We start from the raw sequence: 25,517 nt of genomic DNA on the forward strand, positions 1-25,517 counted from the left end.
AGTGGCAAAAACATACTGCAAATACGTTTTTATAACACATTGGTTTGAAAATGAATGAAAAACGGCCGCGCGGCTGCCGACGGCGATTGACAGCCGGATGCAAAGTGGTTAAACTAAAGGATGATTCTTTTAAAAATCGGGGCGAATAAATGGGGAAGATGAGCTTTCGTTCAAAATTGGTGTTTGCCATCCTGCTGCCGGCGCTGCTTTGTATCGCCGTCGTTTGGGGCAACAGCTATCACCGTTCGATGGAGCAGATCGAGCGCGGCAGCATCGATTCGATCGAGCGTACGCTGAAAAATAAATCGGAACAGCTGGACGGCTATTTAAAAACCGCTTATTTTGCGGCGGTGCGTCTGGCGGCGGATGCGGACTTCCTTAGGGAAGGCGCTGCTTTCGCCGCACCGGGCGAGCAGACGGCCGCGCAGGCGCTGCGCCTGTCTGAGCGCATGAAAAGCCAAATTCCGGAGGGCGGACTGATCGACGCGATCTATCTGTACTTACCGGCGGCAGACACCGTTGTATCCTCGGATGAGCACCATATGTTGGAGGCCGCCGGTACGGCGGCGCCTTTTGATGTTTCTTTTTGGCAAAGCGCGCCGCAAACCGGCATTCAGCCCGTCGCGCGAAACAGCACGGGCGGCACGCCGGAGCTGTACTATGCCTATGTGCGCGATCTTACAGATGAAAATGGCGTAGCGATCGGCCGTCTGTTGGTCGGCATCAAGGAACGGGTGCTGTATTATGCGCTGCTGGATGAACTTGGCCGCGATGAATACACGCAGTGTTATCTGTTGGACAACGCGGGGCAGGTGATCTCCTCGCGCTATATCGGCGATATCGGGCTTGCCGCGGATTCGCTGGCCGAGATGCCCGCGCTTACCAGCGCGGTGCAGTCCGGCGGCTGCAGCAAAGCGGGTTCGCGCATGCTATATGCCTCGGTGCAAGGCGGCTTTTCCGATTGCCGCCTGCTGTATCTGACCGACCGCGCTCGACTGACGCATGATCTGCGTCAGCAGCAGATCATGCTGCCGTTTATTTTACTGATCGTTTTAATCGCGGTGCTCTTGGCGCAGCTGCTGTCCCGCTGGATTTACCGGCCGGTAGGCCAACTGATGAACGCCATGGACGCTGTGGGCGAGGGCAAGCTGGAAACGCGCGTGCAACTCGCCGCAAGCGACGAGTTGCAGCAGCTCGGCCGGCGATTCAACGCAATGGCAAGACGCATTCGCGAACTGGTCGAACAGCAGGTGCGCGACCGTCTGGCGCGCAGACAGGCGGAGATGCGGGCGCTGCAGCATCAAATCAAACCACACTTTATGTATAACACGCTGAACACCATTCGATACACCGCGCTTTTACAAAATGATAAAAAGGTTGGTGAGCAGCTGGCGGATTTCATCGCCCTTCTGGAAGCAAGCACCAATAAGCAAGGCACATTTATAACGCTGCGCGAGGAAACGGCGCTGGTTGAGCACTATGTGGCGTTGCAGCGCTACCGCTATATGAATTGCTTCACGGTGGCGTACGAGATCAGCGATGACGCGCTCCCATGTTATGTTCCGCGCTTGCTTTTGCAGCCGCTGGTCGAAAACGCCGTGCTGCACGGCATGGACATCAAACGGTCGGACAATCGGATCGAGATCTCGGCGAAAACAGAAAACGATTTTTTACGCATCACGGTGCGCGACAACGGAAAAGGCATGACAGAGGAACAGGCACAGCAGCTGCTGGAAGGACAGAATGACGCGCACCGTCAGTTCACCGGTATCGGCTTGTCCAACGTGCGGGAGCGGCTCGCGCTTTATTATGGGGAGCAAGGCGGCTTTTCTCTGATCAGCGCGCCGGGCGAAGGGACCGAGATCGAACTGGTGCTGCCGGCCAGCCGCGATCCCTTGGCGTTTGCGATCGATACAGATTCGGAAGAAACGGAGGAGCAGGCATGAAAAAACGGTTGAGCGCGCTCCTTTTATTGGGTTTGTTGCTTTTGACGGGCTGTGCCGACACGGCGGCGTCCGCCGCCGATTCCGCATACCGTGTCGGGGTAGTGCTCAAGGCGCTGAACAGCCAACACTGGCACGAGGTACAGTCGGGCATGGAGCGGGCTGCCGAAGAGCAGCAGGTAGAGCTGCTGCTGCTTTATCCGCGCACAGAAAATGATGAGGCGGAGCAGCGCCTGCTCATCACCGATCTGCTGCAAACCGGCGAGCTGGACGCATTGATTGTTTCTCCCTGCAATTCGGGCGAAACGTCTTGGATGGAGCAGGAGGCACAGGCCTACGGCGTGCCGCTGTTCATGGTGGATACCCGCGCGACCGATCGCCCGCTGCCCTATATCGGCGCGGACAACCGGCACATCGGCGAGTTGGCGGCGGACTACCTGCTGGAGCAGCTGCCGGAGGGCGCGGAAGTGGCTGTGATCGCGGGCAGCAGCCTGCAATCCTCGCATAACGACCGTGTGCAGGGTTTTACCGAGCGGCTGCAGCAGGCTGGCGGACTGCGCCTTGCTTCTGTGACGCACGCGGACAGCGACCTTGGTCAGTCGATTGACGCGATGCAGCAGATCTTGGACCAGTATCCCGGAGTAACCGGCGTTTTTTGCACCAACGCGGTCATGGGGCTCGGCGCGGTGCTGACACAGGAACGCGCCGGTACGGCGCGCCCGTGCAGTATCGTCGCGGTCGACACGCAGGATGACGCGCTGCAAGCCGTGGCGAGCGGTCGCATGGCGGCGCTCGTCACGCAGGCGGGGGACGAGATCGGTGCGTTGGCGATCGAAACAGTGACGCGCGCGCTGGCAGGACAGGAGATCGGCGGCAGCGTCTATATTGAAAGCCGGTTGCTGACAGCGGATAACGCGAAACAATACTGGGATGAAAGACGGGAGGAGAGCGGGAATGTACAAACTGCTGATCGTTGACGACGATACGCTGGTGCGGATGTTCCTGCGCAATTTCTTCCCGTGGAAGGAAAAAGGCTACCAGATCGTCGGCGACGCGCGGGACGGTGAGGAGGCCGCCGAGCTGACCGCGCATTTGCAGCCCGATCTTATCTTGACGGATATCAGCATGCCGGGCATGGGCGGCATCGCGTTTATCAGCGCATTGCGTGAAAAGAAGTATGACGGCGGCATCTTGGTTCTAAGCTGCCATGACGACTTCGGCTATGTCAAGGAAGCGATGCGTTTGGGCGCGGACGAGTATGTGCTGAAAAACCATCTGGACGAAGAAACGCTAGGAGAAGCGCTCGAACGAGTGACCGACGCGATGCGGCGCCGCCGCGCGGAGGCGGAAGGCCGCCACGCGCTGCACCGCATGGCGGAAAAGGGAAGTCGCCTGACGCAGCGCGAGCTGCTGCAATCGCTGCTGGCTCGTGAGACAAGCTGGGAAGAGCAGTACCGCGAAACACAGGCCGTGGGGCTGCGCTACCGCTATTACCGCTGCGCGGTTCTTTTGGCCGCCGCGCAGCAGGGTGATTCGCTGCGCGAACAGGGGCTGTACGAAGCGTGCCGCCATGTCGCGGGCGGCTACACGGCGGAAGTGATCGATCTGGAACGAACGCGCTATGCGATCCTATACGATTTTTCCGATACGCCCTCCGCTTCCCGTCAAAACGAGGTGCTGGCCGAACAAAGCGCGAGTCTGCACAGCTTTGTAAGGGATTATCTCGCGGCGGATTGTCACATCAGCGTAAGCGAGGTGTGCGAAGGCGGCGGCTCGATTGCCCGCGCGCTGCGGCAGGCGCGGGAGGCCGCGCAGGAGCATTTTTACGGCAAGGAGATCGTACGGTACGATGGGCGAGCGCCTATGGGCAGTCAGGTGCCGGCTCCGGCGCTGGCATTTTGCGAGGAGCTGCCCGCCTGCCTGAGAAAGGGCAACGGCGCGCGGCTGCAAAGCGGTTTTCACGCTGCCCTTGATACGTTTCGTGCGGAGCGGGTGCAGATCGGCGTGCTGCTCAGTTGGCTCAAGCAATGCGATACCGCGGCGGGCCTGACGCGGGACGAACCGTTTTACGCATCGATCATCTGCCTTGCGGACTGTGCGGCTTGTCTGTCGGACTATCAGTCCCGCATGCGTGAAATGTCGCTGCCCGCCGGACTGGAACGGCTCAGCCCGGTCATCGCAAGGGCGGTATGCTATACGCGCGCGCACTTTGCCGAGCCCATTGGGCTGGGATATGTCGCGCGCGAGGTGGGCCTGAGTATAGCCTATCTTAGCCGCGCGTTCAAGCAGGAAGTCGGCGTCGGCTTTTCCGAATATCTGCTGGGATGTAGGCTGGAGCAGGTGCAGCGCCAGCTCACGGAGAGTCTGGATACGATCGGGCAGATCGCCGCGCGGGCGGGCTTTCAGGATTACCAGCATTTTTGTAAAATGTTTAAAAAGAAGCTAGGCGTTAGCCCGGCGCAGTACCGCAAAGAGCGGCAGGCGAACAGGTGAGCGCAAAAAGACACCGGTAAACCGCAAAAAAAGACACTTTTCTTCCGCGCCGTTCTCATGAAAACGGCGGGGAAAGCGTCTTTTTTTATTTGCTGCGCCGTAAATAAGCAAAAAACAACAGGTAATCGTAAGAAATGCGTACGGTATGCCGCCCTTGTCTCTGTTAACATAAAGGCAGTGAAAGACAGAAAACAAGGGGGACGCAATTCTTATGGCATGGATCGTAGGCACATTTATCTTTTTCACCGTCTTGGTCGCGGTGATCTCTTGGCTGAAAACACGCGGCGATAATTTGGAGACCGCGGAGGGGTATTTCCTCGCCGGACGCGGCCTGCCGGGCATCGTGATCGCGGGCTCGCTGCTGCTGACCAATCTTTCAGCCGAACAGTTGGTCGGTGTAAACGGACAAACGTGGTTTACCAATATGAGTCCGATGGGGTTCGAGGTGATCGCGGCGATCGCCTGTCTGGTGTTGGCCAACTTTATCGCGCCGCGCTACCTGAAAAGCGGCGTTTCGACCATTCCGCAGATGATCGGCGAGCGGTATGATCGCGGCACCAAGCTGTGGTTCTCAATCGCATATATCTGTCTGTACATCTTCATTCAGATTCCGGTCATCCTGTATTCGGGTTCGCTGGTTTTTGAAAACATTTTCGGCGTTTCCGGCATGTTGGGCATCACCAAGTTCCAATCAATTATTTTAATCTGCGTACTGGTCGGCGTAATTGGTTCCATCTATGCGATCTTCGGCGGCCTGAAGGCGGTGGCCGTGTCGGATACGATCAACGGCGTGGGTCTGATCATCGGCGGGTTTATGATTCCCTTCCTCGGCCTTGTTGCGCTTGGCCATGCGTTTGGCACGGGGGAGGGCAGCGCGCTGGCGCAGGGGCTGGATTATCTGCTGCACGCCGCGCCTGAAAAGCTGAACGCCATCGCGCCCGCGGATTCTGTGCCGCCCGCCGTGCCGTGGCCGACTATCCTGACCGGCCTGCTGTTTCTGCATTTGCAGTCGTGGTGCACGCACCAGTCGTTCGTGCAGCGGGTGCTGGCGGCCAAAAACCTGAAAGAAGCGCAAAAGGGCGCCATCTTCTGCGCATTTTTGAAGATCATTGGCTTTATGTATCTGGCGCTGCCGGGCATTATCGCATTCTTCCTGCTGGGCGATCAGGTAACCATGATGGACGAGGCCTACCCGATGCTGATCGCACGTATCGTGCCCGCGCCTGTTATGGGTTTCTTCGCGGCGGTCATGCTGGGCGCCATTCTCTCCTCGTTCAATTCGGTGCTCAACTCGATCGTCACCATGTTTACGCTCGATATCTATCGGGACTTCATCCACCCCGAAGCGGCCGACCGGAAACTCGTTTCAATCGGCAAGCTGGTCGGCACGATCTGCGCGGTCGCTTCCATTGCGGTTTCGCCGTTTATTTTCTACGCGCCGCAGGGCCTCAAGACGCTGCTGGATGAAATGGTCATGCTCATTGCGCTGCCAGTTTTGAGCGCGGTGTTCGGCGGCTTCTTCTTTAATCGGCTGCCCAAATACGCGGCCAAGTTCATCTTCGTGTTTCATATCGTCATGTACACCTTGTTCCTCATTACGCTGGGCGAGGAAGTGCACTATCTGTACGCGATCGCGGTGCTCTGGCCGTTTGAGATTCTGCTGATGTATCTGATGCACCGCCGCAACAAAGCCGGCGAAGTGTATGTGCAGCACGATGTGGGCGCGGTCGATCTGACGCCGTGGAAGTACCGCTATGTGGTCTCCGCCGTTGTCATTGTGCTGGTGATCGTGGTTTACGCTGTGTTTTCTCCCCTCGGCATTGCAGCTTGACCGATATATCGCTGATTTCTTTTCTCTTCATCCTCCGGTTTTGCGAAAGCGATACCGGGGGATTTTCCTTTCTACGCCGTGTGGAAGAGATTGCACTTGAAAATCATAGTAATTTTGTAGTATAATAAGCCTCAGAGGGGATGCTGATGAAAATTTCTACAAAGGGGCGATATGCGCTCCGTCTGATGATCGACCTTGCGGAACAGAATACCGGCGGCTATGTGCCGCTGCGCGACATCTCCAAACGGCAGGAGATCTCCGCCAAATATCTGGAACAGATCGTGGTGCAGCTTGCCCGCGCGGGTTTCCTGCGTTCCACGCGCGGCGCGCAGGGCGGTTATCAGTTAGCGCGTCCGGCTGCCGAATATACGGTGGGCGACATCTTGCGTATCACGGAAGGCTCGCTCGCGCCGGTATCCTGTTTAGAGAACGAGCCGAACGAGTGCGCCCGCGCCGCAGAATGCGCCACGCTGGACTTTTGGAAGGGCCTGTACGAAGCGGTCAACCGTTACGTGGACAGCGTCACGCTGGAGGATTTGGTGAGCCGCGAAAGACCGCTGGATTTTTCGATTTAAAAACAAAAAAGTGCGTTGTAACATCGGTTACAACGCACTTTTTGCGATATAAGATAAGGTGTTCAGGCGCGGTGCAGCAGCTTTTTTGCACCGTAGAGCAGTTCCCGGCAGTTGAGAAGAAATACAAGCCCGAATAGCAGCACCTGCCAAAGCAGCCACAGCGGCGGCTCGCGCAGCATCAAAAACACCTGCAAACTCACAAGCAGCACGGTCAGCGTCAGGCGAGGCAGTTTCCAGTGCACGGGCATGAAGCGGCGGCTGTCGATCATGCGGTAAATGAACAGGGCGAAATAGCTGATCAGCGTGGCCAGCGCCGCGCCGTTACCGCCCAGATCCAAATGGTCGGGCGAGATGAACAGGTAATTCAGGCCGATATTGAGCACAGCGGAAAAGGCGGTGGAGACAAAGGACGATACCGTTTTCTTTTCCAGCAGATATACGCTTTTCTGAAAGCTGGACAGGCAATTAAAGCCCGCGCCAAGGGCCAAAAGCGGAATGAACGCCCACCCGATATAATAGCTGGGCACGGCCAGCACCTTCATGGCAAGCTTGGAGCACATCACGCCGCCCGCCGCAACGATGAATACAATAGACGAATAGGTGTTGCCCACATTGGAAAAGAAGCGGATCTGCTCCTTCCGCGAATTGTCGTTGACCATGGAGAGCTGCCAAGCGTCCACAAAAACCGAAGCGACCAGCGCGATCAGCGTCGGCACCCGGTATGCGACCGAATAGATGCCGCTTACCGCGGTATCCTGATAGTGCGCAAGGAACATTTGGTCGGAAAAACCGATGATAAACACCAAGATCGCGTCCGGCACCAGCGGCAGCGCATAGGCGAGCATACCGCGCCAAAGGTGGAAATTCGGCTTGCGTACTTTAAAATACTTCCAAAGCCCGGCGATCAAGCACAAGCACACCGTGGAAAGCGCATCCGCACAGATGATGGAAAACACATAGCCGAAGATGTTCCACTGAAATACCTTCAGATACAGAATGTTGAGCAGTATGGTGAGCAGCGTGCGGAAAATGCCGTCGACCGCGTACAAACGCACAAAGCCCAGTGCACGGATGAACTGACTGCACACATTCTGCGTGCACGAGGTAAGCACATAAAGGTAGATGAGCGGGGCGTATTCCCGAAGCGAGCCGGAAGCGCCGAGCGAGGTGTTGTAATGCACCAGACCCAGCGCGGGGTGAAAGGGAATGGCGACCAAAAAGCCGATCAGCACCGTTGCGATACCAATGGTGAACACATCGGATTTATGATTCGATTTTTCCAGACCATAGCGGATCACGGCCTGACCGATCGAAAGCGAAACGACGGGGTAGAGGATGCTGGTCGTTTTGATGATGAGATCGGCCACGCCCATCTCGTCCGGTGACAAAATGCCCGTGTAAAAACGGAGCATTAGGATGACAAGAATCTTGGAGCTGAACGTGCCCATGGCGAAAATAAAGGTATTGCTCAAAAGGCGCTTATACTGGTTCATGGCATACTCCTTACGCGCCCTTGCGCAGGCGGATCGTATGGGTGCGGTCTATCATCCGGTCGGTCAGCCACGCGGCGAGCAGGCCGCAGAGAATGCCGATCACCACGCCGCCCAAAATGTCCGTCGGGTAGTGGACGCAGGCGTATAGGCGGGAAAAGGCGATCAGCGCCGCCGGTATGTAGGCCGCCGCGCCGGGCAGGCGGTGGTAGTAGCATAGAGCCGTGGCCGCAGCGAAGGAAGAGAGCGTGTGCGCGGAGGGAAAGCTCCACTGATCGCCGGGGTCAAAAAGCGCGATAAGATCCGGGTGCGTGACGAAGGGGCGCGGTCGCATGATCCAGTGCTTAATCAGCACATTGCCGACCAATACGCTGAGCAGCAGCGAAACCAGCATGGCGATGCCCGCGCGCCGCGTCTTGTGAAAGAACAACAGCGCAACGGCAATGGCGATCCAAAGCGCGCCGTAATTGCCGAGCCAAGTGATCATGGTCCAAACCGTATCGGAAACGCCGCCGCGCATGGACTGAGACAGATGCAGCAGAATATCGTAATCAAAGGTATGCATGATGTCAAGCAAAATATCCATTGGGGTCAGTTCTCCTTATCTGTCAGCGGGCCCGCTCTTCGGCGCTGTTTTTATGATCCAGCTCATTGACGATCAGCGCGAGCGCCTGATCCCCCGTGACGTTTGCCGCCGTGCCGAAGCTGTCCTGCGAGAAGTGCAGCGCGATGATCAGCTGCTGCATCGGATCGGTAAAGCCAAGCATGGTGGAGATCAGCCCCAGCGCCGCCATCACGCCGCCGCCGGGCACGCCGGGCGCCGCGACCATCGTGATGCCGAGCATCATGATATAGGGGGCGAAGGTGGCGAGCGTGGGCACGCCGCCGCTTGCCAGCATGATGCCCATGGCGCCCAGCACCAAACAAATCGTATCGCCGTTCAGGTTGATCGTGGCGCAAAGGGGAACGCAAAAGTCGGCAACATCCTGATCCACCTCGTTGTTGTAGGCGCTTTGCAGCGCCACCGGAATGGTGGAGGCGGAGGACTGCGTGCCCAGCGCGGTGAAGTACGCGGGCGCGACGTTTTTCAGGCTTTTAAAGTGGTTCTTCCGGCATACAAGGCTGGCCAAACCGAATTGAGACAGGATATAAAGGAACTGCAACACCAAAATGACGATATAGAGCGAAGCAAACATCTTCACGGTGGCGAACAAGCGGCCTTCCGCCGCGATATTGCAGAATAGGCCGGCGATATGCACCGGAATAAGCGGTATGATAATCTTGCCCAAAACCGCCGTTACGATGCTTTGCAGATCGCGGCACACGCCAAGCAGCGAAGCGCCCTTGATGTTCGCCATACCGATGCCGAGCACAAAAGCGAGAACGAGCGCGGTCATCACGCCGAATACCGGCGGAATCTCAATAGAGAAGAAGGGAGAAAACCCCGCGGCCTCCAGCACGTCGCCCGTGATCGGGCGGATCAGGCCGGGCAGAAACGCCTTGCCGATCAAAAAGGTGAGAAAGCCGGAGCATACCGTGGTGCCGTAAGCGAGCAGCAGCGTAATGCCGAACAGGCGGTTCGCCTTTTTTGCCGAGCTCGGCCAGCCCCACCGTGATGAACGATAAAATGATCAGCGGGATCATAAAGGCCAAGAAGGTGGAAAACAGCGAGGTGAACGTGGCGAACAGCCGCACGACCGCGACGAACGCGGCGGAATCCGCAATGCCGAAAAAGCCGCCGGACAGGCCGATCAGCGTGCCGATCGCGATACCGGCGATCAAACGGGTTAATAATCCGAGATGTTTCAATTTCTTAACGCTCCTTTTACACTCTGTCAACCACTATACCAGAAAAATCGCCTTTTTTCAAGGTAAGCGTACCGCCGGGCGCAACTTCTATAAAAATCGCAAATACCTCTTGACAACCGGCGGCAAAACAGATAAACTATTGCCATATTGAAAAATGTGATGAACGGGTAAAGTAATCGTACGATGTTTTCAGAGAGCCGCCGGCCGGTGCAAGGCGGTAACAGCAAACGATGAAACTCGCCCGGGAGCTGTCCGCTGAAAGCTTTTGCTTGTAGGCGCGAACGGATGCCCACCGTTATGAGGGCGGCGCATTGTTTGATGTGCACTGAGTGGCCGTGTTTTTTGCGGCAACAAGAGTGGTACCGCGGAGCATTCGCTTCGTCTCTTACTTTCGAGTAAAGGGACGGAGCTTTTTTTGTCCCTAGAAACAAACTTTTGTGTATGAAAATCAGAAAGAGAGGACAAGAACCATGGAAAGAACCATCAAAATTTTCGACACCACCCTGCGCGACGGCGAACAGTCGCCCGGCTGCAGCATGAACCTGAATGAAAAGATCGAGGTCGCCCGCGAGCTCGAAGCGCTGAGGGTCGATATCATCGAAGCCGGCTTTGCGGCCGCTTCGCCCGGCGACGCGGCGGCTGTCGCGGCGATCGCGGATATCGTACACGATTCAACCATTTGCTCGCTGGCCCGCTGTGTGGAAAAGGATATCGACGCGGCGTATAACGCAATCCACCACGCGAAGGACGCGCGCATCCACGTATTTCTGGCCACTTCGCCGGTGCACATGGAATATAAGCTGAAAATGACGCCGGACGAAGTGATTGCGTCCATAGCGCACAACGTGGCCTATGCGAAAAAGCACTGCTCGAACATTGAGTTCTCGGCCGAGGACGCTTGCCGTTCCGATCTGGACTTCCTGTGCCGCGCGTTCGAGGCCGCGATTAAGGCGGGCGCCACTACGCTGAACATCCCGGACACGGTCGGCTACATGACGCCGGACGAATACGCCGCGCGCATCCGCTATCTCCGTGAGCATACGCAGGGCATTGAAAACGTCGTCCTCTCCTGCCATATGCATAACGATCTGGGCATGGCGGTCGCCAATTCTCTGGCGGGCGTTCAGGCCGGCGTAGACCAGATTGAGTGCACGATCAACGGCATCGGCGAGCGCGCGGGCAACGCTTCGCTCGAGGAGTGCGTGATGGCGCTGGATACCCGGCGCGACCACTACGGCGTCGCCTGCAATATCGAGACCACGCAGATCTACCGCGCCAGCCGCATGATCCAGACGATCACCGGCGTGCCCGTCGCGCCGACCAAGCCGATCATCGGCGCGAACGCCTTCGCGCATGAGGCCGGCATTCACCAGCACGGCGTGATGGCCAATAAGGAGACCTACGAGATCATGACGCCGGAATCCGTCGGCATCCCGAAGAACGCCATCGTGCTGGGCAAGCACTCCGGCCGCCATGCGTTCGAGGACCGCCTGCGCGAGCTGGGCTACTCGCTCGATCAGGCCAAGCTCGACAAGGTATTCGCCAAGTTCAAGGTGCTGGCCGATAAGAAAAAGGTGATCAAGGACCGCGATCTGGAAGCGCTGATCGGCGTTGTGCCGGTATCCGGCGAGGAGCGCTACACGCTTGACCGCTTTGTCATCAACTCCGGCAACTCGATTACCGCGACCGCCGTGATCCGCGTCAAGAAGGGCGACGAGACGTTTGAGCGCGTCGCCGCGTCCGACGGCCCGGTCAACGCCGCGTACCGCGCGATCAACAAGATCGTCGACAAGGACGTCGTGCTGGAGGATTACTCGCTGAAATCCATGACCGACGGCGAGGACGCGCAGGCGGAAGCGATCGTCAAGATCGTGATCGACGGCGGCGAAATGGTGACCGGCCGCGGCGTATCGACCGACGTTATCGAAGCGTCGATCAAGGCCTATATCAACGGCATCAACAAGTATTTTATCGACTGACAGGGGGATTTGAGTATAATGGGTATGACGATGACGCAAAAGATCCTTGCAAAGCACGCGGGGATGGAAAGCGTAAGCGCCGGCCAGCTGATCGAGGCAAACGTCGACCTGACGCTCGCGAACGATATCACCGGCCCGGTAGCGATCCGCGAAATGGAAAAGGCGGGCTTTGAAAAGGTGTTCGACAACCGCAAGATCGCGCTTGTTATGGATCACTTTGCACCGAATAAAGATATTAAATCGGCGGAGCAGTGCCTTGAATGCCGCCAGTTTGCCAGAAAGCATCAGATCGTCAACTTTTTTGACGTGGGCGAAATGGGTATCGAGCACGCGCTTCTGCCGGAAAAGGGCCTGACCGCGCCCGGCGAGCTCATCATCGGCGCGGACAGCCACACCTGCACCTACGGCGCGCTCGGCGCGTTCTCTACCGGCGTCGGTTCGACCGATCTGGCCGCCGGCATGGCGACGGGCAAGGCGTGGTTCAAGGTGCCGGAGGCCATCCGGTTCGAGCTGACGGGCGCGCTGCAGCCGGATGTTTCCGGCAAGGACGTTATTTTGCACATCATCGGCAAAATCGGCGTGGACGGCGCGCTTTACAAATCCATGGAGTTCACCGGCGAAGGCGTTTCCGCGCTTTCGATGGACGACCGTTTCACGATCTGCAACATGGCGATCGAGGCGGGCGCGAAAAACGGCATTTTCCCCGTGGACGATAAAACAATGGATTACATAAAGGGCCGTGTCGACCGCGAAATCACCGTGTTTGCGGCTGATGACGACGCGGTGTACGGCGAGACGATCGAGATCGACCTGTCCGCCCTCAAGCCGACCGTCGCCTGCCCGCACCTGCCGGAAAACACCAAGACCGTCGACGAGATGGGCCGGGTGGAGATCCAGCAGTCTGTGATCGGTTCGTGCACGAACGGACGCATTGAGGATATGCGCGCCGCGGCGGCTATTTTGAAGGGCCGCCATGTGCATCAGGATGTGCGCACCATCATCATTCCCGCCACGCAGGAGGTTTATCTCCAGTGCATCGAGGAAGGCCTGACCAAGATCTTCATTCAGGCGGGCGCGATCGTTTCCACCCCGACCTGCGGCCCGTGTCTGGGCGGCCACATGGGCATTCTGGCCCATGGCGAGCGCTCCGTTTCGACGACAAACCGCAACTTCGTCGGCCGTATGGGACATATTACCTCGGAAATCTATCTGGCCAGCCCGGCGGTAGCGGCGGCCTCGGCGGTAGCGGGCTACATCTGCACGCCGGCCGATCTTTAAAGGGAGGAAGCAGACCATGAATGCAAAAGGCAAGGCTTTTAAATACGGGGATAACGTGGATACCGATGTTATCATTCCCGCGCGTTACCTGAATATCGCAGATGTCAAAGAACTTTCTTCGCACGCGATGGAGGATATCGACACGGAATTTGTCAAAAAGGTGCAGCCGGGCGACGTCGTTGTCGCCGCGCGCAACTTCGGCTGCGGCTCGTCCCGCGAGCACGCGCCGCTGGTTTTAAAGGAAAACGGCGTTTCCTGCGTGATCGCTTCGTCGTTCGCGCGTATTTTCTACCGCAACGCGATCAATATCGGCCTGCCCATCCTCGAATGCGAGGCGGCGGTGAACGGTATCGCGGCGGGGGACGCGGTTTCGATCGATTTCGACAGCGGCGTGATTACTAACGAGACCAAAAACGAGACCTATCAGGCGCTGGCGTTTCCGCCGTTTATCCAAAGCATTATCAAAGCGGGCGGCCTGCTCGCGTCGCTCAAAGAGAGAGGGGTCTAAGCCATGCAGTACAATATCGCGGTCGTAAAGGGCGACGGTATCGGCCCCGAGATCGTCACCGAGGCGATGCATACCCTACAAACGGTGGGCGGGAAGTTCGGACACAGCTTCTCCTTTCAAGAGGTGCTCGCGGGCGGCTGCTCGATCGACGCGCACGGCATCCCGCTGACCGATGAAACGATTGAAATCTGCAAGGCGGCGGATTCCGTGCTGCTCGGCGCGGTAGGCGGCCCCAAGTGGGACGAAGTGCCCTCCGACAAACGGCCGGAAAAGGCGCTGCTTGGCCTGCGCGCGGCGCTCGGCCTGTTCGTCAACCTGCGCCCTGCACAGATGCACGCGGCGCTGTCGCAAGCCTGCCCGATCAAGCCGGAGATCATCGGCGCCGGGTTTGACATCCTCGTTTGCCGCGAACTGATCGGCGACGTGTACTTTGGCCGCCACTACCGCTGCGAGAGCGACAAGGGCTGGGGAGAAACCGGCTGCGACGAAATGAACTACTCTACATTTGAAGTGGAGCGCATCGGCCGCCGCGCGTTCGAGCTGGCCAGAAAGCGGAACAAAAAGGTGTGCTCGGTCGATAAGGCCAACGTGCTGGAGACCAGCCGCGTCTGGCGCGAGACCATGCACCGCATCAAGGACGAGTACCCGGATGTGGCGTATTCCGATATGTACGTGGACAACTGCGCCATGCAGCTTGTCCGCAATCCGGGCCAGTTCGACGTAATCGTGACCGGCAACCTGTTCGGCGATATCCTGTCGGACGAAGCTTCTATGATTACCGGGTCGATCGGCATGCTGCCCTCTGCCTCGATGAATGAATCGGGCAAGGGCATGTACGAGCCCATCCACGGTTCCGCGCCCGATATCGCGGGCAAGGGCATCGCCAACCCGATCGCGACCATTCTTTCCTGCGCCATGATGCTGCGTTACTCCTTCGGCCTTTCCGCCGAAGCGGACGCGATTGAGCGCGCGGTGGAAGCGGTGCTGAACGAGGGCCACCGCACCGCCGATATCGCGGCGGCGGGTGAAAAGGTGCTTTCCACCTCGGAAATGGGCGCGCTGATTCGCGCGAAGCTATAAATCATAAAAAAACGATAAACGGCGCGATATGCATATGAAGTGCACCGCCAACGTTAGTTTCAGTATACCATGCTGTCTAACTTTGGGGGTGCACTTCACTGCGGCATATCGCGCCGTTCATATTCCTTTTCTTGCTTGTTCCATGCATATGTTTTATACTAATGAGCGAGGATACTCGCTTTGGAAAGGACGACGATGATGGACACTGAACAGAAAATGCCCGACCAAACGGATAATAAACGAGCGGAAAATACATATACCGCGGTCTTTCTGTCGCCCGAGCTGATTAGCGCGGCCACCGCCAGACAACAGCGCAATTATAGCGAGCTTGTGCGCCGGGCGGAAGACGGCGACTTATCCGCGCAGGATGAACTGGGCGTGCACTATTGCAACGGCAGCGGCGGCGCCGAGCAAGATTTTAAAAAGGGATTCTTTTGGTTTTTGAAGGCGGCGGAGCAGGGAAACATTACCGCAATTTATCATCTTGCCATCTGCTATGAATATGGCTACGGCGTGCAGGCGGATATGCGGCATGCCGCCTCGCTGTATGAGGAAGCGGCGGAACAGGAATTTCCGCCCGCCCAGTGTGCGCTGGGCCTGTGCTATGAACTGGGGGAAGGCGTTCCGGAAGACAAAAATTTGGCGCGGGAACTATACCAGCAGGCGGCGGAGAACGGCTATGCCCCGGCACAGTGTAATCTGGGCTTTTTCTATTATCAGGGCATTACGGTGGACGAGAACAACGCCGAGGCTGTCAGATGGTTTACCCTCTCGGCCAAGCAGGACTATCCCCGCGCACAGTTTCTGCTGGGGGAGTGCATGGAGTGCGGATATGGCGTGCCAAAGGACGAAGCGAAGGCATCCGCGCTCTATGAAGCAGCGGCGGAGCGCCGTTTCGCACCCGCGCAATATCGGATAGGCCTGCGCTATTATTATGGCGTCGGCGTCGCGCCGGATCAGAAAACAGCCGTGACTTGGTTCCAAAAAGCGGCGGAGCAAAACGATCCGGATGCGCAGTGCATGCTGGGGGAGTGCTACGAAAACGCCAGCGGCGGTCTTGACGAGGACCGGGAGAAATCCCGCGCGCTGTATGAGAAAGCCGCGCAGGCGGGCGTTGCCCGCGCGCAGTGTGATTTAGGCTATTTCTATTACTACGGGATCACGGTGGAACGGGACGGCGCGCAAGCCGCTCGTTGGTTTGAAAAAGCCGCGGCGCAGGGTCACCCAAGGGGACAGTATTATCTGGGCCTATGCCGCGAAACAGGCTACGGCGTGGAGAAGAATCCGCAAGCCGCCGCCGGGTTGTATGAAAAAGCCGCGGAGCGGGCGTATTGGCCCGCCGTTTGCGCGCTGGGACTGCTGTACGAAACGGGAAGCGGCGTGCCGGAGGATAAAGACAAAGCCCGCGCATTGTATCTGCAGGCCGCGGAGGGCGGCTATGCGCCCGCACAGTGCAATTTGGGGTTTTTCTACTTTCGCGGCATCGCTGTTGAGGAGGACGATATCGCGGCCGCAAAATGGTTTGCAGCCTCTGCGGAACAGAATTACCCCCGCGCACAGTTTTATATGGGCGTGTGCTATGAAAATGGCTATGGGGTAAAGCAAAGCTGGGAGCAAGCGTTTGCGTGGTACAGTCAGGCCGCGGAACAGGACAATGTGATGGCGCAGTGTAATTTGGGGTTTTGCTACGAAAAGGGGCTCGGGACGCAGTGCGACCTGCCGCTGGCGGTATCGTGGTACAGGAAAGCCGCGGAGCGGGGGATGCGCAGGCGCAGCATAATCTCGGATACTGCTATAAAAACGGCTTTGGGATTGAGCGAGACTATGAGCAGGCGGTTCGGTGGTACCGTCTTGCGGCGGAGCAGGGTCACCCGGTATCGCAAAACAATTTGGGCTACTGCTATACGCACGGGCAAGGCGTCGAGCAGGATGAGGCGCTTGCGATCGCGTGGTACAAAAAATCCGCTGCGCAGGACTACAGTCAGGCGTATGTCAACCTTGGCTGGTGCTACGAATTTGGAAAAGGCGTGGAAAAAAACCTGACGGAGGCAGCCGCCTATTACCAAATGGCGGCGGAGCAGGACAATATCGTGGGGCAGAATAATCTGGGCACCTGTTTTCTGAACGGAAGCGGCGTACAGCAGGATGAAGGTCGGGCGGCGGCGCTCTATCGCCAATCGGCGGAAGCAGGGTATGCCGCCGCACAGTATAATCTTGGCTACTGCTATGCCCTTGGACGAGGGGTGGAGCGAAACGCTGCACTGGCCGTCCATTGGTACGAAAAAGCCGCCGCGCAGGGCGACGCGGATGCGCAGTTTAATCTGGGCCGGTGCTACGAATGCGGGCAGGGCGTGAAGAAGAGCCGTCGGCTTGCGGCGGCGTGGTACACGAAAGCCGCGGAACAGAGTCACGCGCCCGCGCTGTGTAATCTGGGTGAGTGTTACCGATTTGGCCGCGGCGTGCCAAGGGACAAGGCAAAGGCCGTGGAACTGTACCGGCGGTCCGCCGCGCAGGGAAACCGGGTGGCCATGTTCAACCTTGGCGAATGCTACGAAAAAGGCACAGGCGTGCCGAAGGATAAAGCCGAAGCGCTTGCATGGTATCAGCAATCCGCCGGTCATGGTTACGAGGAGGCCAAGAAGCGCGTCGCGCGGCAGACGAACAAACCATTAAAATGGCTTTGGGGCGGTTAAGCGCTCTGCGTTGCAGCAGGAAATAGTTTTTCTTGAGATTTTTGGGCTTCTGGTATATAATAAAATAGATTTTGGATATACAAAGGACAGGAGATACTTGGAATGAAAACCGCTTCTATCTTGGGCGTCCATTTCCATGCAGTGACCCTAGGTCAGGCCGTGGAGGTCGCGATGGACCGTTTGCGCGCGCGCAGACAAGGGTATGTGGTGACGCCGAATCCGGAGATCGTGGAGCTTTGCCGGAAGGACGACACGCTGCGCGGCATCGTCAACCGGGCCGCGCTGGTACTGCCGGACGGCATCGGCGTGATATACGCGGCCAAGATTTTGGGCGAGGAACTTTGCGGCAAGGTGGCCGGCATTGATTTTGCCGAACAGCTGGCCGCCGCTATGGCGCGCGAGGGCATGCGGCTGTACCTGCTGGGGGCCAAACCCGGCATCGCGGAAAAGGCGGGGCGCAATTTATGCGAAAAGTATCCCGGTCTGGTGCTCGCGGGCTGCCACGACGGCTACTTTGCCGATCCCGGCGAGGTCGTCGAAGCGGTGAACGCCTGCGGCGGCGCGGACGCGGTTTTTGTCTGTCTGGGCGCGCCCAAGCAGGAGCGTTTTATCGAAGCGCATATGGAGGAGATGCACGCCACGCTTTTTTGCGGACTCGGCGGCTCGCTCGATGTGTTCGCGGGCGAAGTAAAGCGCGCGCCGGATATTTTTATCAAGCTGGGTCTGGAATGGTTTTACCGGCTTTTAAAGCAGCCCAGCCGCTTTGGGCGCATGCTGAAGCTGCCGAAGTTTTTATTTATTGTGATCGGTCAGCGCCTTACCGGCAGAAAGGGGAAAAGCTAACTCAATGAAAGTCAAACTCATCGCCCATACGCCCGAACCGGAAAAGCTGGTGGCCGCGGCCGCGAAAAACTGCTACTCCGCCACCGATGTGGACGGCGTTTTGGAAGGGCTGACGCCCGAAAAGACCGAACGCTTTGTTGAAATGCTGTCCGAGATCGGGCATGAGAGCCCGATCGAGCACGCCTCCTTCACCTTTGCGATCGAAGGGGTTTCGCGCTCGCTGCTCGCGCAGATCACGCGGCACCGTATGGCCTCGTTTTCCGTGCAGAGCCAGCGCTACGTGCGCGCGCACGGTTTTGAATATGTCGTGCCGCCCGCGATCGATAAAATCCCCGCCGCGCGGGAACAATTTATAAAAGCCATGGAAGACGACCAACGCACCTACGAGGCGCTTACTGAAATGCTCATGCAGGGTTATCTGAACGAGCTGCTGGAGCAGGGCGTGCCGGAAAAGAAGGCAAGGAGCGACGCGGAAAAGCACGCGATCGAGGACGCGCGCTATGTCATGCCGAACGCCTGCACCACCCGCATCGTCATGACGGCCAACGCCAGAAGCCTGAAAAACTTTTTCGCCCTGCGCTGCTGTAACCGCGCGCAGTGGGAAATTCGCGCGCTGGCGGAAGAAATGTACCGCCTGACCTATGCCGCCGCTCCCACGCTTTTTTCGCATTGCGGCCCCGCCTGTGTGGACGGCGCGTGCAGCGAAGGCAAGATGAGCTGCGGCAAGGCGGCCGAGGTGCGGGCACATTACCAAATGCTGCGGGGAGACGCGGCAACCGAATAGAAAGTGAGTTTTATGTTACTGCCATTTCGAGAGATCACGATAGAAGACAAAGCGGCCGTGGACGCCTGCGGCGCTCACCACAATTACCACCTGTGCGAGCGGTGCTTTACCGACCTGTTCATGTGGCGCGGCCATTATGAGACGCAGATCTGCTTTTTAGACGGCTTTCTGCTGGTCAAGATGCGGCCCGAGGACGGCGGCTTCGAGCGTTATCTCGCTCCGATCGGCGACGGCGATCTTGCCGCCGCGATCAAGGCCTTGGAAGCGGACGCCGCCGGGCGCGGCAATCCCTTCCTGATGGTTTCCATCGCCGAGGAAATGATCGAGCGTGTGGAAGCGGACTGTCCGGGCCGGTTCGAGTTTCTGCACGAGAACGAGGATGGGGACGATTATATCTATCTGGCCGAAAAGCTCCGCACGCTATCGGGTAAAAAGCTGCAAAGCAAGCGCAATTTGGTCAATCGTTTTTTGGCCGCGCATGAAAACCGTTGGAGCTATGAGGATATCACGCCCGAAACAACGGGCGAGGCGTACGAATATCACCTGCGCTGGTGCCGCCAAAACGGCTGCGCGCACAACGCATCGTTTGAAGGGGAGACCTGCGCGATCAAGCAGGCGCTCGATCACTTCGCGGCGCTCGATCTGCGCGGCGGCATGCTGCGGCTGGACGGCGAGGTAATCGCCTTTACGCTCGGCTGCCGGGCGACCGAGGATATGTATGTGGTGCAGATCGAAAAGGCCGATCACGACATCCCTGGCGCTTACCAAATGATTAACCAACAGTTCGTTTTAAGGAACTGCGATGAGGTGGAATACGTCAATCGGGAAGAGGACCTTGGTCTGGAAGGCCTGCGCAAGGCGAAAAAGTCCTATTATCCTGTCATGCGCGGTGTGAAATACGCGGCCCGGATTAAGGACGCCGCCGTATGATCCGATTTGCCGACACGGGCGATTTAGAAGCGGTGCGCCGCCTTTGGGAGACCTGCTTTCCGGATGAGGGCGGCTTTAACGATTGGTTTTTTGAAAACCGTTACGCGCCCCGGCACACGCTGCTTTTCACGGATGAGGGCGTGATCTGCGCCATGCTGCAAATGCTGCCCTACCGCCTGCGCTTTGGTGCAAGGACGGGAGACGCCACCTATATCTACGGCGCGTGCACCGATCCCGCGTTCCGCCGCCGTGGGCTGATGGCGCGGCTGCTGGAGCATTCGTTCGCGCTGGACAGGGAAGCGGGCCGCGTATGCTCCATGCTGATCCCGGCGGAGAAATGGCTGTTTGACTTTTATCGCCCCTTTGGCTACGAACCCGCTTTTTTTGCAGACAAGCGCCGCGTGGAACGGCAAGCGGTTTCCGCCTTGCTGCCGCGGCGGCTGACAGGCGCGGATATTCCCGCAATGGACGCGCTTTATGCGCGGTCGGCGGGCGAGTTTGCCGTTTTGCGGGACGATGCGTTCTGGCGCATGCAGCTATCGCTGTTTGATGCGCTCGGCGCGGGCGTCTACGGCTGGTTCGGTGAGGACGGCCTTGCCGCTTACGCCTTTTGCTGGGCGGACGGCGCGCAGGAAGCCGTTGGCATGCGTCCGGCGTACGAGCAGGGCCTGCTGCAAACGTTGGGGCTGGCCGCGCTATCGTATACCGCCCCGGGCGGCCAGACGCCGCTTGGCTGTGTCAAGTGGCATATTCCGTCGCCGAACCAAACGGGTTATTTCAATTTAATGCTGAACTGAACAAATATAGTTGCAAGCGTGCTTGCAAGCGACAACTGGAAAGGTGTGCTGAAACATGGTATATGTATTGCTGGCGGAAGGCTTTGAGGAGATCGAAGCGATCACGCCCGTCGACCTGCTTCGCCGCGCGGGCGTCGAGGTACAGACGGTAGGCGTGACCGGTAAAACGGTCGGCGGCTCGCACGGGATCCCGGTGGTGGCCGATATCGAGATGGATGAGGCTGACTGGGACGGGGCCGAAATGGTCGTGCTGCCGGGCGGTCTCAAGGGCACCAACAACCTCAATGAGGATGCGCGCGTGCACCGCGCCATTGAAGGCATGCTGCAAAAGGAAAAATACGTTACCGCCATTTGCGCCGCGCCGTCGGTCATTCTGGGCGGCATGGGCGTTTTGCAGGGCAAGAAAGCCACCTGCTACCCCGGCATGGAGGACGGCATGAAGGGCGCGACCCCGCTTTCCCGCAACTGCGTGGTGGATGGACACATCATCACCGGCCGCGGCGTGGGCGGCGCGCTGGATTTTGCCTGCGCGCTCGTATCCGCTCTTTGCGGCGAGGAGCAGGCGCGCCGGGTTGCCGCCGCCGTTGTGCACCATGCGGGAGCCTAAGAGCGCGTTGCGTGCGCGTTTCCGGCAAGAGCGGAGCGCGGTATCACCCGTTGAAAAGCAACGGATCGACGAGGGCGTCGCCGCAAACGTGCTGCAAAGCGGGGTCTACCGCGCGGCTAAAACGGTTTTCCTTTATGTTTCCACGGCGGCCGAGATTGACACTAGCCGTATTTTAGCGGACGCGCTGCGGCAAGGCAAAACGGTATGCGTGCCCCGGTGCGAAGCGGCGCGCGAAATGACCGCGCGCCGCATACGCACGCAGGAAGAACTTTGCGGGGCCGGCGCCTTTGGCATTTTGGAACCGTCGCCGGACGCGCCCATCGTGTCCCCGGATCAGATCGACCTGATTCTCGCGCCAGCGCTCGCGTGCGACAGGCGCGGGGTGCGTTTGGGCTATGGCGGCGGCTACTACGATAGGTTCCTGCACCGGTCGAATGCTTTCCGCGCGGCGCTCTGCGCGGAAAGCCGCCTGCTCGAAGCGCTGCCCGCGGAACCGCATGACGAGCGCGTGCAATACATTTTTACCGAAAGGCAGGTCTGGCAGGTTCATGAAACGTAAAACCGCATTGTTTCCCGGACTGTCGCTGTTCCTGTGCTTTTGTCTGCTGACCGGCTCGGGCGCGCTGGCTACTTATTTCGGCGGCGGCACGTTGCTGATCGCGGCTTCGGAATTGATTTCGTTCGCTTTGCCCATGCTGCTGCTTTGGGTGACCATGCGGCAGCGCGAGCGCCTCTCCAAACGGCTCAGGCCAAAACCGCTGCCCAAGGGGGCGATCGGGTTTTCGGTCAAGCTGGGCGTAACGGTCGCCGTTTTATCGCTTTTTCTCAATTTTCTGATCTATCAGCTCGTGGGGCTGGCCGGGGCCGATCTATCGGCCACCGCGCTCGACGCGCCGCAAACCGGGCTGACGGCGCTGGGCAGGGTAGCAGTCATCGTCGTCCTATCCTCGCTGGTGGAGGAACTTTATCTGCGCGGCTCGCTGCTCGCCGCCCATGAACAGTTGGCAGGCACGGGAGCGTGCCTGCTGGTCAGCGGCATCGCGTTCGCCATGCTGCACGGCAGCTTGATGAATTTTATCGGCCCGATGGTGGCCGGCGTGGCCTACGCTTATTTATCTTATTCTTTTGGCAGCCTTTGGCCCGCGATCATCGCGCACGCCGTCAACAATATTTACTATGTGCTTGTCGTATGGATCACGGAGACTTACTCCGCGTTCGGCATCTGGAATTATTTCGCGGCCGTCAACGCGCTGATCCTGCTATTATTCCTGTACCTGACGCTGCGCGCGGCCGAGCGGCTGCTCGTCAGAGGATCGATCCCGCATTTTGAAAAGGGCGCGGGCCGCAGGGATTTTTGGCGGCTCACCGCAAACCCCGGATTTTTGGTCTTTGTGCTGGCCTTTGTGGCAAAGGCTGTTCTGCACTGGATATAGAGCGGTGCCGCCCCAAGCGGTACGTTTTTTAAAACAACAGAGGTGATACTATGGATAATATGGAAAACAACGTAAATCAGCAGCCCGAGCAGCCGGAACGGCAGCGGTCCGGCCGCCGACGCAGCCGGCGGCAGAAAAACGGCGGGTGCGCGGGCACGGTGGTCTATGTGATCGCGGTGCTCGGCATTTCGATCGTGCTGTCGCTCGTGGCGATCTTTGTGGCAAACGATGTGTTCGCCTTTGTTGCGGACGATGCCGAAAAGCCGATCACGGTTTCGGAAAATACCGATGTGGTCTCGCTCAGCAAGCAGCTGGACGACGCGGGCATCATCCACTACGGCTCCATTTTCAAACTGTATATCAGCCTGACCGGCAAAAACGCCAGCGTGCTCGCCGGCACCTATACGCTCAACCCGAATATGGACTATGGGCAGATCGCGCGCGCGCTGGTCAGCTCGGAAGACGCGGAGGTTGTCGAGCTGATCATTCCGGAGGGCTACTCGGTCGCGCAGATCGGCCAGCTGATGCTGGAAAAGCATGTGTGCACCGAAGAAGCGCTGAATAAGGCGCTGAACGAATACCCTTTCAAGCACGAGTTTTTAAAGGACCGCCTGCCGCCTAAGGAGGGCTGGCTGGAAGGCTACCTCTTCCCGGATACCTATCAGGTATTCGCCAATAACAACGCGGTAGAAGCGATCAATAAAATGCTCAATAACTTCGGCGACAGCAAGTACGACGATGAGATCAAGGCGGGCGCCGAGCAGCTGGGCCGCTCGATGCACGAGATCGTCACCATCGCGTCTCTGATCGAACGCGAGGCGCAGAAGGACGACGAGTACGCGCGCATCGCGGGCGTTATCTATAACCGCCTGAATAACGCCGGACAGTTCCCGTACCTGCAGGTGGACGCTTCCGTGCTGTACGGCCTTGGCCGAACGAGCGGTAAGCTCACGCAGGAGGAATTGCAGCAGGACACGCCGTATAACCTTTACACCCAGCAGGGCCTGCCGCCCGGACCGATCTGTAACCCGGGTTATAAATCGCTTTACGCGGCCACCCATCCGGAGGAGCACGGCTACTACTACTATGTCGCCATGCCGGACGGCTCGCACCTGTTCGCCTCGACCAACGACGAGCAGAACAACAATATTGCGATCTCCAATCAGGCGCAGGCGCAGGCTGCCAACCAGTCGAATGAGGGTGAATAAGCGGCCGGAGCTGCTCGCTCCGGCGGGCGATCCGGAAAAGCTGCGCTACGCGGTCGCCTACGGAGCGGATGCGGTGTATATGGCGGGGCGCCAGTTTGGCATGCGCGCCGCCGCCCAGAACTTTGATGATGACGCGCTGCGCGAGGGCGTTGCCTTCGCGCACGCGCACGGCGTAAAATGCTATATCACGGTCAACGTCATGCCATCCAATGCGGATTTGGACGCGCTGCCCGCGTATCTTGCTTTTTTGCAGGAGATCGGGGCGGACGCGCTGATCGTGGCCGATGTGGGCGTGATCCGTTTGGCCAAACGCCATGCGCCGCGCGTGCCGCTGCACATCTCGACGCAGACGAGCATTCTAAACCATGAAGCCGCCAATTTTTGGGCTGAGCTGGGCGCGGAACGCATCGTATTAGCACGCGAGCTGTCGCTGGCCGAGATCGCGGAGATCCGCGCCAAAACGCCGGAAAGCCTTGCGATCGAAGCGTTTGTGCACGGGGCGATGTGCATTTCCTATTCGGGCCGCTGCCTGATCTCGCAGTACTTGACCGGGCGCGACGCCAACCACGGCGCGTGCGCGCAGCCCTGCCGCTGGAAGTATACGTTGATGGAGGAGCAGCGCCCCGGCGAATACTTTCCGGTCGAGGAGGACGGTCGCGGCACCTACCTGTATAACTCCAAGGATCTTTGCATGATCGGCCACATACCGGAGCTGGCAAACGCGGGCGTCGATTCGCTCAAGATCGAGGGACGGAACAAGACCGCGTATTACACCGCCTGCGTGACAGGCGCTTACCGCCGCGCAATCGACGCATACGCGGCGGGGCGGCCCTTGCCGCAGGATTGTCTGGACGAAGTGAACAAGGTGAGCCACCGCGTATACTACACCGGCTTTTATTTTGGCGGCGCGGAAAACGGCCAGCATTACGAGGATAGCCAGTATATCCGCGACTATGAGGTGGCCGGTATGCCGCTTACGATCGGGCCGGAGGGACACGCTGTGTTCGCCCTGAAAAATCGCATTTTTAAAGGGGAGGAGCTGGAGCTGCTCCAGCCGGACGCCGCGCCCTATGTTTTTTCCGCATTTCCACGAAACGACGAGGGGGAGGCCCTCGATCTGTTCAACGTGCCGCAGATGCGCGTGCATTTTGATTTTCCGTTTTCCATCCACCCCTATGCCATTTTGCGCAAAAAAAAGGAGCGCCCCACATAAGGGCGCTTCAGGTGCTGACGTGC

22 protein-coding genes, 2 pseudogenes and 1 other annotated feature are annotated in these 25,517 nt (G+C 58.5%); of the genes and pseudogenes, 21 read left to right on the forward strand and 3 right to left on the reverse strand.

From position 1 onward, the window contains the following. The first annotated feature begins 158 nt into the window (after nt 1-158). The 5 genes from RWV98_RS09330 (at nt 159) to RWV98_RS09350 (ending at nt 6,842) form a co-directional block, all read left to right on the forward strand. Complete coding sequence (locus RWV98_RS09330; RefSeq protein WP_317865437.1) at nt 159-1,946, forward strand: cache domain-containing sensor histidine kinase; 1,788 nt, start codon at nt 159-161, stop codon at nt 1,944-1,946. Continuing rightward, complete coding sequence (locus RWV98_RS09335; protein ID WP_317865439.1) at nt 1,943-2,920, forward strand: substrate-binding domain-containing protein; 978 nt, start codon at nt 1,943-1,945, stop codon at nt 2,918-2,920. The genes RWV98_RS09330 and RWV98_RS09335 overlap by 4 nt, the downstream gene beginning before the upstream one ends. After that, a complete protein-coding gene (locus RWV98_RS09340; RefSeq protein WP_317865441.1) occupies nt 2,898-4,436 on the forward strand; it encodes a response regulator transcription factor in 1,539 nt (512 codons plus the stop codon). The genes RWV98_RS09335 and RWV98_RS09340 overlap by 23 nt, the downstream gene beginning before the upstream one ends. Before the next feature lie 211 nt (nt 4,437-4,647). Next, the gene (locus RWV98_RS09345; RefSeq protein ID WP_280960504.1) at nt 4,648-6,267 is read left to right on the forward strand and encodes a solute:sodium symporter family transporter; all 1,620 of its coding nucleotides are present in this window, start codon (nt 4,648-4,650) and stop codon (nt 6,265-6,267) included. Nucleotides 6,268-6,413: 146 nt separating this feature from the next. After that, nucleotides 6,414-6,842: an RrF2 family transcriptional regulator gene (locus RWV98_RS09350; protein ID WP_280960505.1), complete on the forward strand. Its 429-nt coding sequence runs from the start codon at nt 6,414-6,416 to the stop codon at nt 6,840-6,842. A 62-nt stretch (nt 6,843-6,904) separates the two neighbouring features. Here the strand turns inward: RWV98_RS09350 and RWV98_RS09355 are convergent, their stop codons facing one another. Genes RWV98_RS09355 through RWV98_RS09365 form a run of 3 tightly spaced genes read right to left on the reverse strand, consistent with a single transcriptional unit; the run spans nt 6,905 to nt 9,906 of the window. Beyond that, nucleotides 6,905-8,335, reverse strand: a complete 1,431-nt coding sequence (locus RWV98_RS09355; RefSeq protein ID WP_280960506.1) for a lipopolysaccharide biosynthesis protein — start codon at nt 8,333-8,335, stop codon at nt 6,905-6,907. A 10-nt stretch (nt 8,336-8,345) separates the two neighbouring features. Further along, nucleotides 8,346-8,918 (reverse strand): phosphatase PAP2 family protein, encoded by a 573-nt coding sequence (locus RWV98_RS09360; protein ID WP_317865443.1) that lies wholly within the window; start codon nt 8,916-8,918, stop codon nt 8,346-8,348. 22 nt (nt 8,919-8,940) lie between these two features. Then, a complete protein-coding gene (locus RWV98_RS09365) occupies nt 8,941-9,906 on the reverse strand; it encodes a cation:dicarboxylate symporter family transporter (protein WP_317865737.1) in 966 nt (321 codons plus the stop codon). Nucleotides 9,907-10,291: 385 nt separating this feature from the next. After that, nucleotides 10,292-10,530 (forward strand) — a binding site (T-box leader). A 48-nt stretch (nt 10,531-10,578) separates the two neighbouring features. Between RWV98_RS09365 and RWV98_RS09370 the strand changes: the two genes are divergently transcribed. From RWV98_RS09370 to RWV98_RS09440, 16 genes and pseudogenes are all read left to right on the forward strand, one after another. After that, a complete protein-coding gene (locus tag RWV98_RS09370; protein ID WP_317865445.1) occupies nt 10,579-12,120 on the forward strand; it encodes a 2-isopropylmalate synthase in 1,542 nt (513 codons plus the stop codon). Between the two features lie 18 nt (nt 12,121-12,138). Further along, the gene (gene leuC / locus RWV98_RS09375) at nt 12,139-13,398 is read left to right on the forward strand and encodes a 3-isopropylmalate dehydratase large subunit (protein WP_317865447.1); all 1,260 of its coding nucleotides are present in this window, start codon (nt 12,139-12,141) and stop codon (nt 13,396-13,398) included. Nucleotides 13,399-13,414: 16 nt separating this feature from the next. Beyond that, the gene (locus RWV98_RS09380; protein WP_317865449.1) at nt 13,415-13,906 is read left to right on the forward strand and encodes a 3-isopropylmalate dehydratase small subunit; all 492 of its coding nucleotides are present in this window, start codon (nt 13,415-13,417) and stop codon (nt 13,904-13,906) included. Between the two features lie 3 nt (nt 13,907-13,909). Next, nucleotides 13,910-14,986: a 3-isopropylmalate dehydrogenase gene (leuB, locus tag RWV98_RS09385; protein ID WP_317865451.1), complete on the forward strand. Its 1,077-nt coding sequence runs from the start codon at nt 13,910-13,912 to the stop codon at nt 14,984-14,986. 216 nt (nt 14,987-15,202) lie between these two features. Continuing rightward, nucleotides 15,203-16,735: pseudogene (locus RWV98_RS09390) on the forward strand (tetratricopeptide repeat protein); the annotation flags it as partial. Next, a pseudogene (locus RWV98_RS19440) lies at nt 16,720-16,917 on the forward strand (tetratricopeptide repeat protein); the annotation flags it as partial. The pseudogenes RWV98_RS09390 and RWV98_RS19440, both read left to right, overlap by 16 nt. A gap of 96 nt (nt 16,918-17,013) precedes the next feature. Beyond that, complete coding sequence (locus tag RWV98_RS09395; protein WP_317865455.1) at nt 17,014-17,679, forward strand: tetratricopeptide repeat protein; 666 nt, start codon at nt 17,014-17,016, stop codon at nt 17,677-17,679. Between the two features lie 102 nt (nt 17,680-17,781). Then, a complete protein-coding gene (locus RWV98_RS09400) occupies nt 17,782-18,522 on the forward strand; it encodes a WecB/TagA/CpsF family glycosyltransferase (protein WP_280960514.1) in 741 nt (246 codons plus the stop codon). Nucleotides 18,523-18,526: 4 nt separating this feature from the next. Continuing rightward, nucleotides 18,527-19,306 (forward strand): FAD-dependent thymidylate synthase, encoded by a 780-nt coding sequence (gene thyX / locus RWV98_RS09405; protein ID WP_317865457.1) that lies wholly within the window; start codon nt 18,527-18,529, stop codon nt 19,304-19,306. Nucleotides 19,307-19,318: 12 nt separating this feature from the next. Beyond that, a complete protein-coding gene (locus RWV98_RS09410; RefSeq protein ID WP_317865459.1) occupies nt 19,319-20,236 on the forward strand; it encodes a DUF2156 domain-containing protein in 918 nt (305 codons plus the stop codon). Continuing rightward, nucleotides 20,233-21,033, forward strand: a complete 801-nt coding sequence (locus RWV98_RS09415; RefSeq protein WP_317865460.1) for a GNAT family N-acetyltransferase — start codon at nt 20,233-20,235, stop codon at nt 21,031-21,033. Before RWV98_RS09410 ends, RWV98_RS09415 begins: the two co-directional genes overlap by 4 nt. Before the next feature lie 55 nt (nt 21,034-21,088). Continuing rightward, nucleotides 21,089-21,640, forward strand: a complete 552-nt coding sequence (locus RWV98_RS09420) for a DJ-1 family glyoxalase III (RefSeq protein ID WP_317865462.1) — start codon at nt 21,089-21,091, stop codon at nt 21,638-21,640. Nucleotides 21,641-21,647: 7 nt separating this feature from the next. Continuing rightward, nucleotides 21,648-22,199: a 5-formyltetrahydrofolate cyclo-ligase gene (locus tag RWV98_RS09425; RefSeq protein ID WP_317865464.1), complete on the forward strand. Its 552-nt coding sequence runs from the start codon at nt 21,648-21,650 to the stop codon at nt 22,197-22,199. Then, a complete protein-coding gene (locus RWV98_RS09430) occupies nt 22,189-23,073 on the forward strand; it encodes a CPBP family intramembrane glutamic endopeptidase (RefSeq protein WP_317865466.1) in 885 nt (294 codons plus the stop codon). The genes RWV98_RS09425 and RWV98_RS09430 overlap by 11 nt, the downstream gene beginning before the upstream one ends. 50 nt (nt 23,074-23,123) lie before the next feature. Next, a complete protein-coding gene (gene mltG / locus RWV98_RS09435; protein ID WP_280960521.1) occupies nt 23,124-24,281 on the forward strand; it encodes an endolytic transglycosylase MltG in 1,158 nt (385 codons plus the stop codon). Next, nucleotides 24,268-25,494 carry a peptidase U32 family protein gene (locus RWV98_RS09440; protein WP_317865469.1) on the forward strand — a complete coding sequence of 409 codons (1,227 nt, stop codon included), beginning with the start codon at nt 24,268-24,270 and terminating at the stop codon, nt 25,492-25,494. The genes mltG and RWV98_RS09440 overlap by 14 nt, the downstream gene beginning before the upstream one ends. Nucleotides 25,495-25,517 lie beyond the last annotated feature (23 nt).

The organism is Agathobaculum sp. NTUH-O15-33 (assembly GCF_033193315.1).
Taxonomy (GTDB): Bacteria; Bacillota; Clostridia; order Oscillospirales; family Butyricicoccaceae; genus Agathobaculum; species Agathobaculum faecihominis_A.

Excerpts from the sequence above, each read along its gene's own strand:
- RWV98_RS09415 (WP_317865460.1), top strand. The coding sequence starts at position 20,233 with ATGATCCGATTTGCCGACACGGGCGATTTAGAAGCGGTGCGCCGCCTT.
- RWV98_RS09335 (WP_317865439.1), top strand. The coding sequence starts at position 1,943 with ATGAAAAAACGGTTGAGCGCGCTCCTTTTATTGGGTTTGTTGCTTTTG.
- RWV98_RS09360 (WP_317865443.1), bottom strand. The coding sequence starts at position 8,918 with ATGGATATTTTGCTTGACATCATGCATACCTTTGATTACGATATTCTG.
- RWV98_RS09345 (WP_280960504.1), top strand. The coding sequence starts at position 4,648 with ATGGCATGGATCGTAGGCACATTTATCTTTTTCACCGTCTTGGTCGCG.
- RWV98_RS09340 (WP_317865441.1), top strand. The coding sequence starts at position 2,898 with ATGTACAAACTGCTGATCGTTGACGACGATACGCTGGTGCGGATGTTC.
- leuC (WP_317865447.1), top strand. The coding sequence starts at position 12,139 with ATGGGTATGACGATGACGCAAAAGATCCTTGCAAAGCACGCGGGGATG.
- RWV98_RS09350 (WP_280960505.1), top strand. The coding sequence starts at position 6,414 with ATGAAAATTTCTACAAAGGGGCGATATGCGCTCCGTCTGATGATCGAC.
- RWV98_RS09410 (WP_317865459.1), top strand. The coding sequence starts at position 19,319 with ATGTTACTGCCATTTCGAGAGATCACGATAGAAGACAAAGCGGCCGTG.
- RWV98_RS09400 (WP_280960514.1), top strand. The coding sequence starts at position 17,782 with ATGAAAACCGCTTCTATCTTGGGCGTCCATTTCCATGCAGTGACCCTA.
- RWV98_RS09440 (WP_317865469.1), top strand. The coding sequence starts at position 24,268 with ATGAGGGTGAATAAGCGGCCGGAGCTGCTCGCTCCGGCGGGCGATCCG.
- RWV98_RS09355 (WP_280960506.1), bottom strand. The coding sequence starts at position 8,335 with ATGAACCAGTATAAGCGCCTTTTGAGCAATACCTTTATTTTCGCCATG.
- leuB (WP_317865451.1), top strand. The coding sequence starts at position 13,910 with ATGCAGTACAATATCGCGGTCGTAAAGGGCGACGGTATCGGCCCCGAG.
- mltG (WP_280960521.1), top strand. The coding sequence starts at position 23,124 with ATGGATAATATGGAAAACAACGTAAATCAGCAGCCCGAGCAGCCGGAA.
- RWV98_RS09420 (WP_317865462.1), top strand. The coding sequence starts at position 21,089 with ATGGTATATGTATTGCTGGCGGAAGGCTTTGAGGAGATCGAAGCGATC.
- RWV98_RS09430 (WP_317865466.1), top strand. The coding sequence starts at position 22,189 with ATGAAACGTAAAACCGCATTGTTTCCCGGACTGTCGCTGTTCCTGTGC.
- RWV98_RS09380 (WP_317865449.1), top strand. The coding sequence starts at position 13,415 with ATGAATGCAAAAGGCAAGGCTTTTAAATACGGGGATAACGTGGATACC.
- thyX (WP_317865457.1), top strand. The coding sequence starts at position 18,527 with ATGAAAGTCAAACTCATCGCCCATACGCCCGAACCGGAAAAGCTGGTG.
- RWV98_RS09330 (WP_317865437.1), top strand. The coding sequence starts at position 159 with ATGAGCTTTCGTTCAAAATTGGTGTTTGCCATCCTGCTGCCGGCGCTG.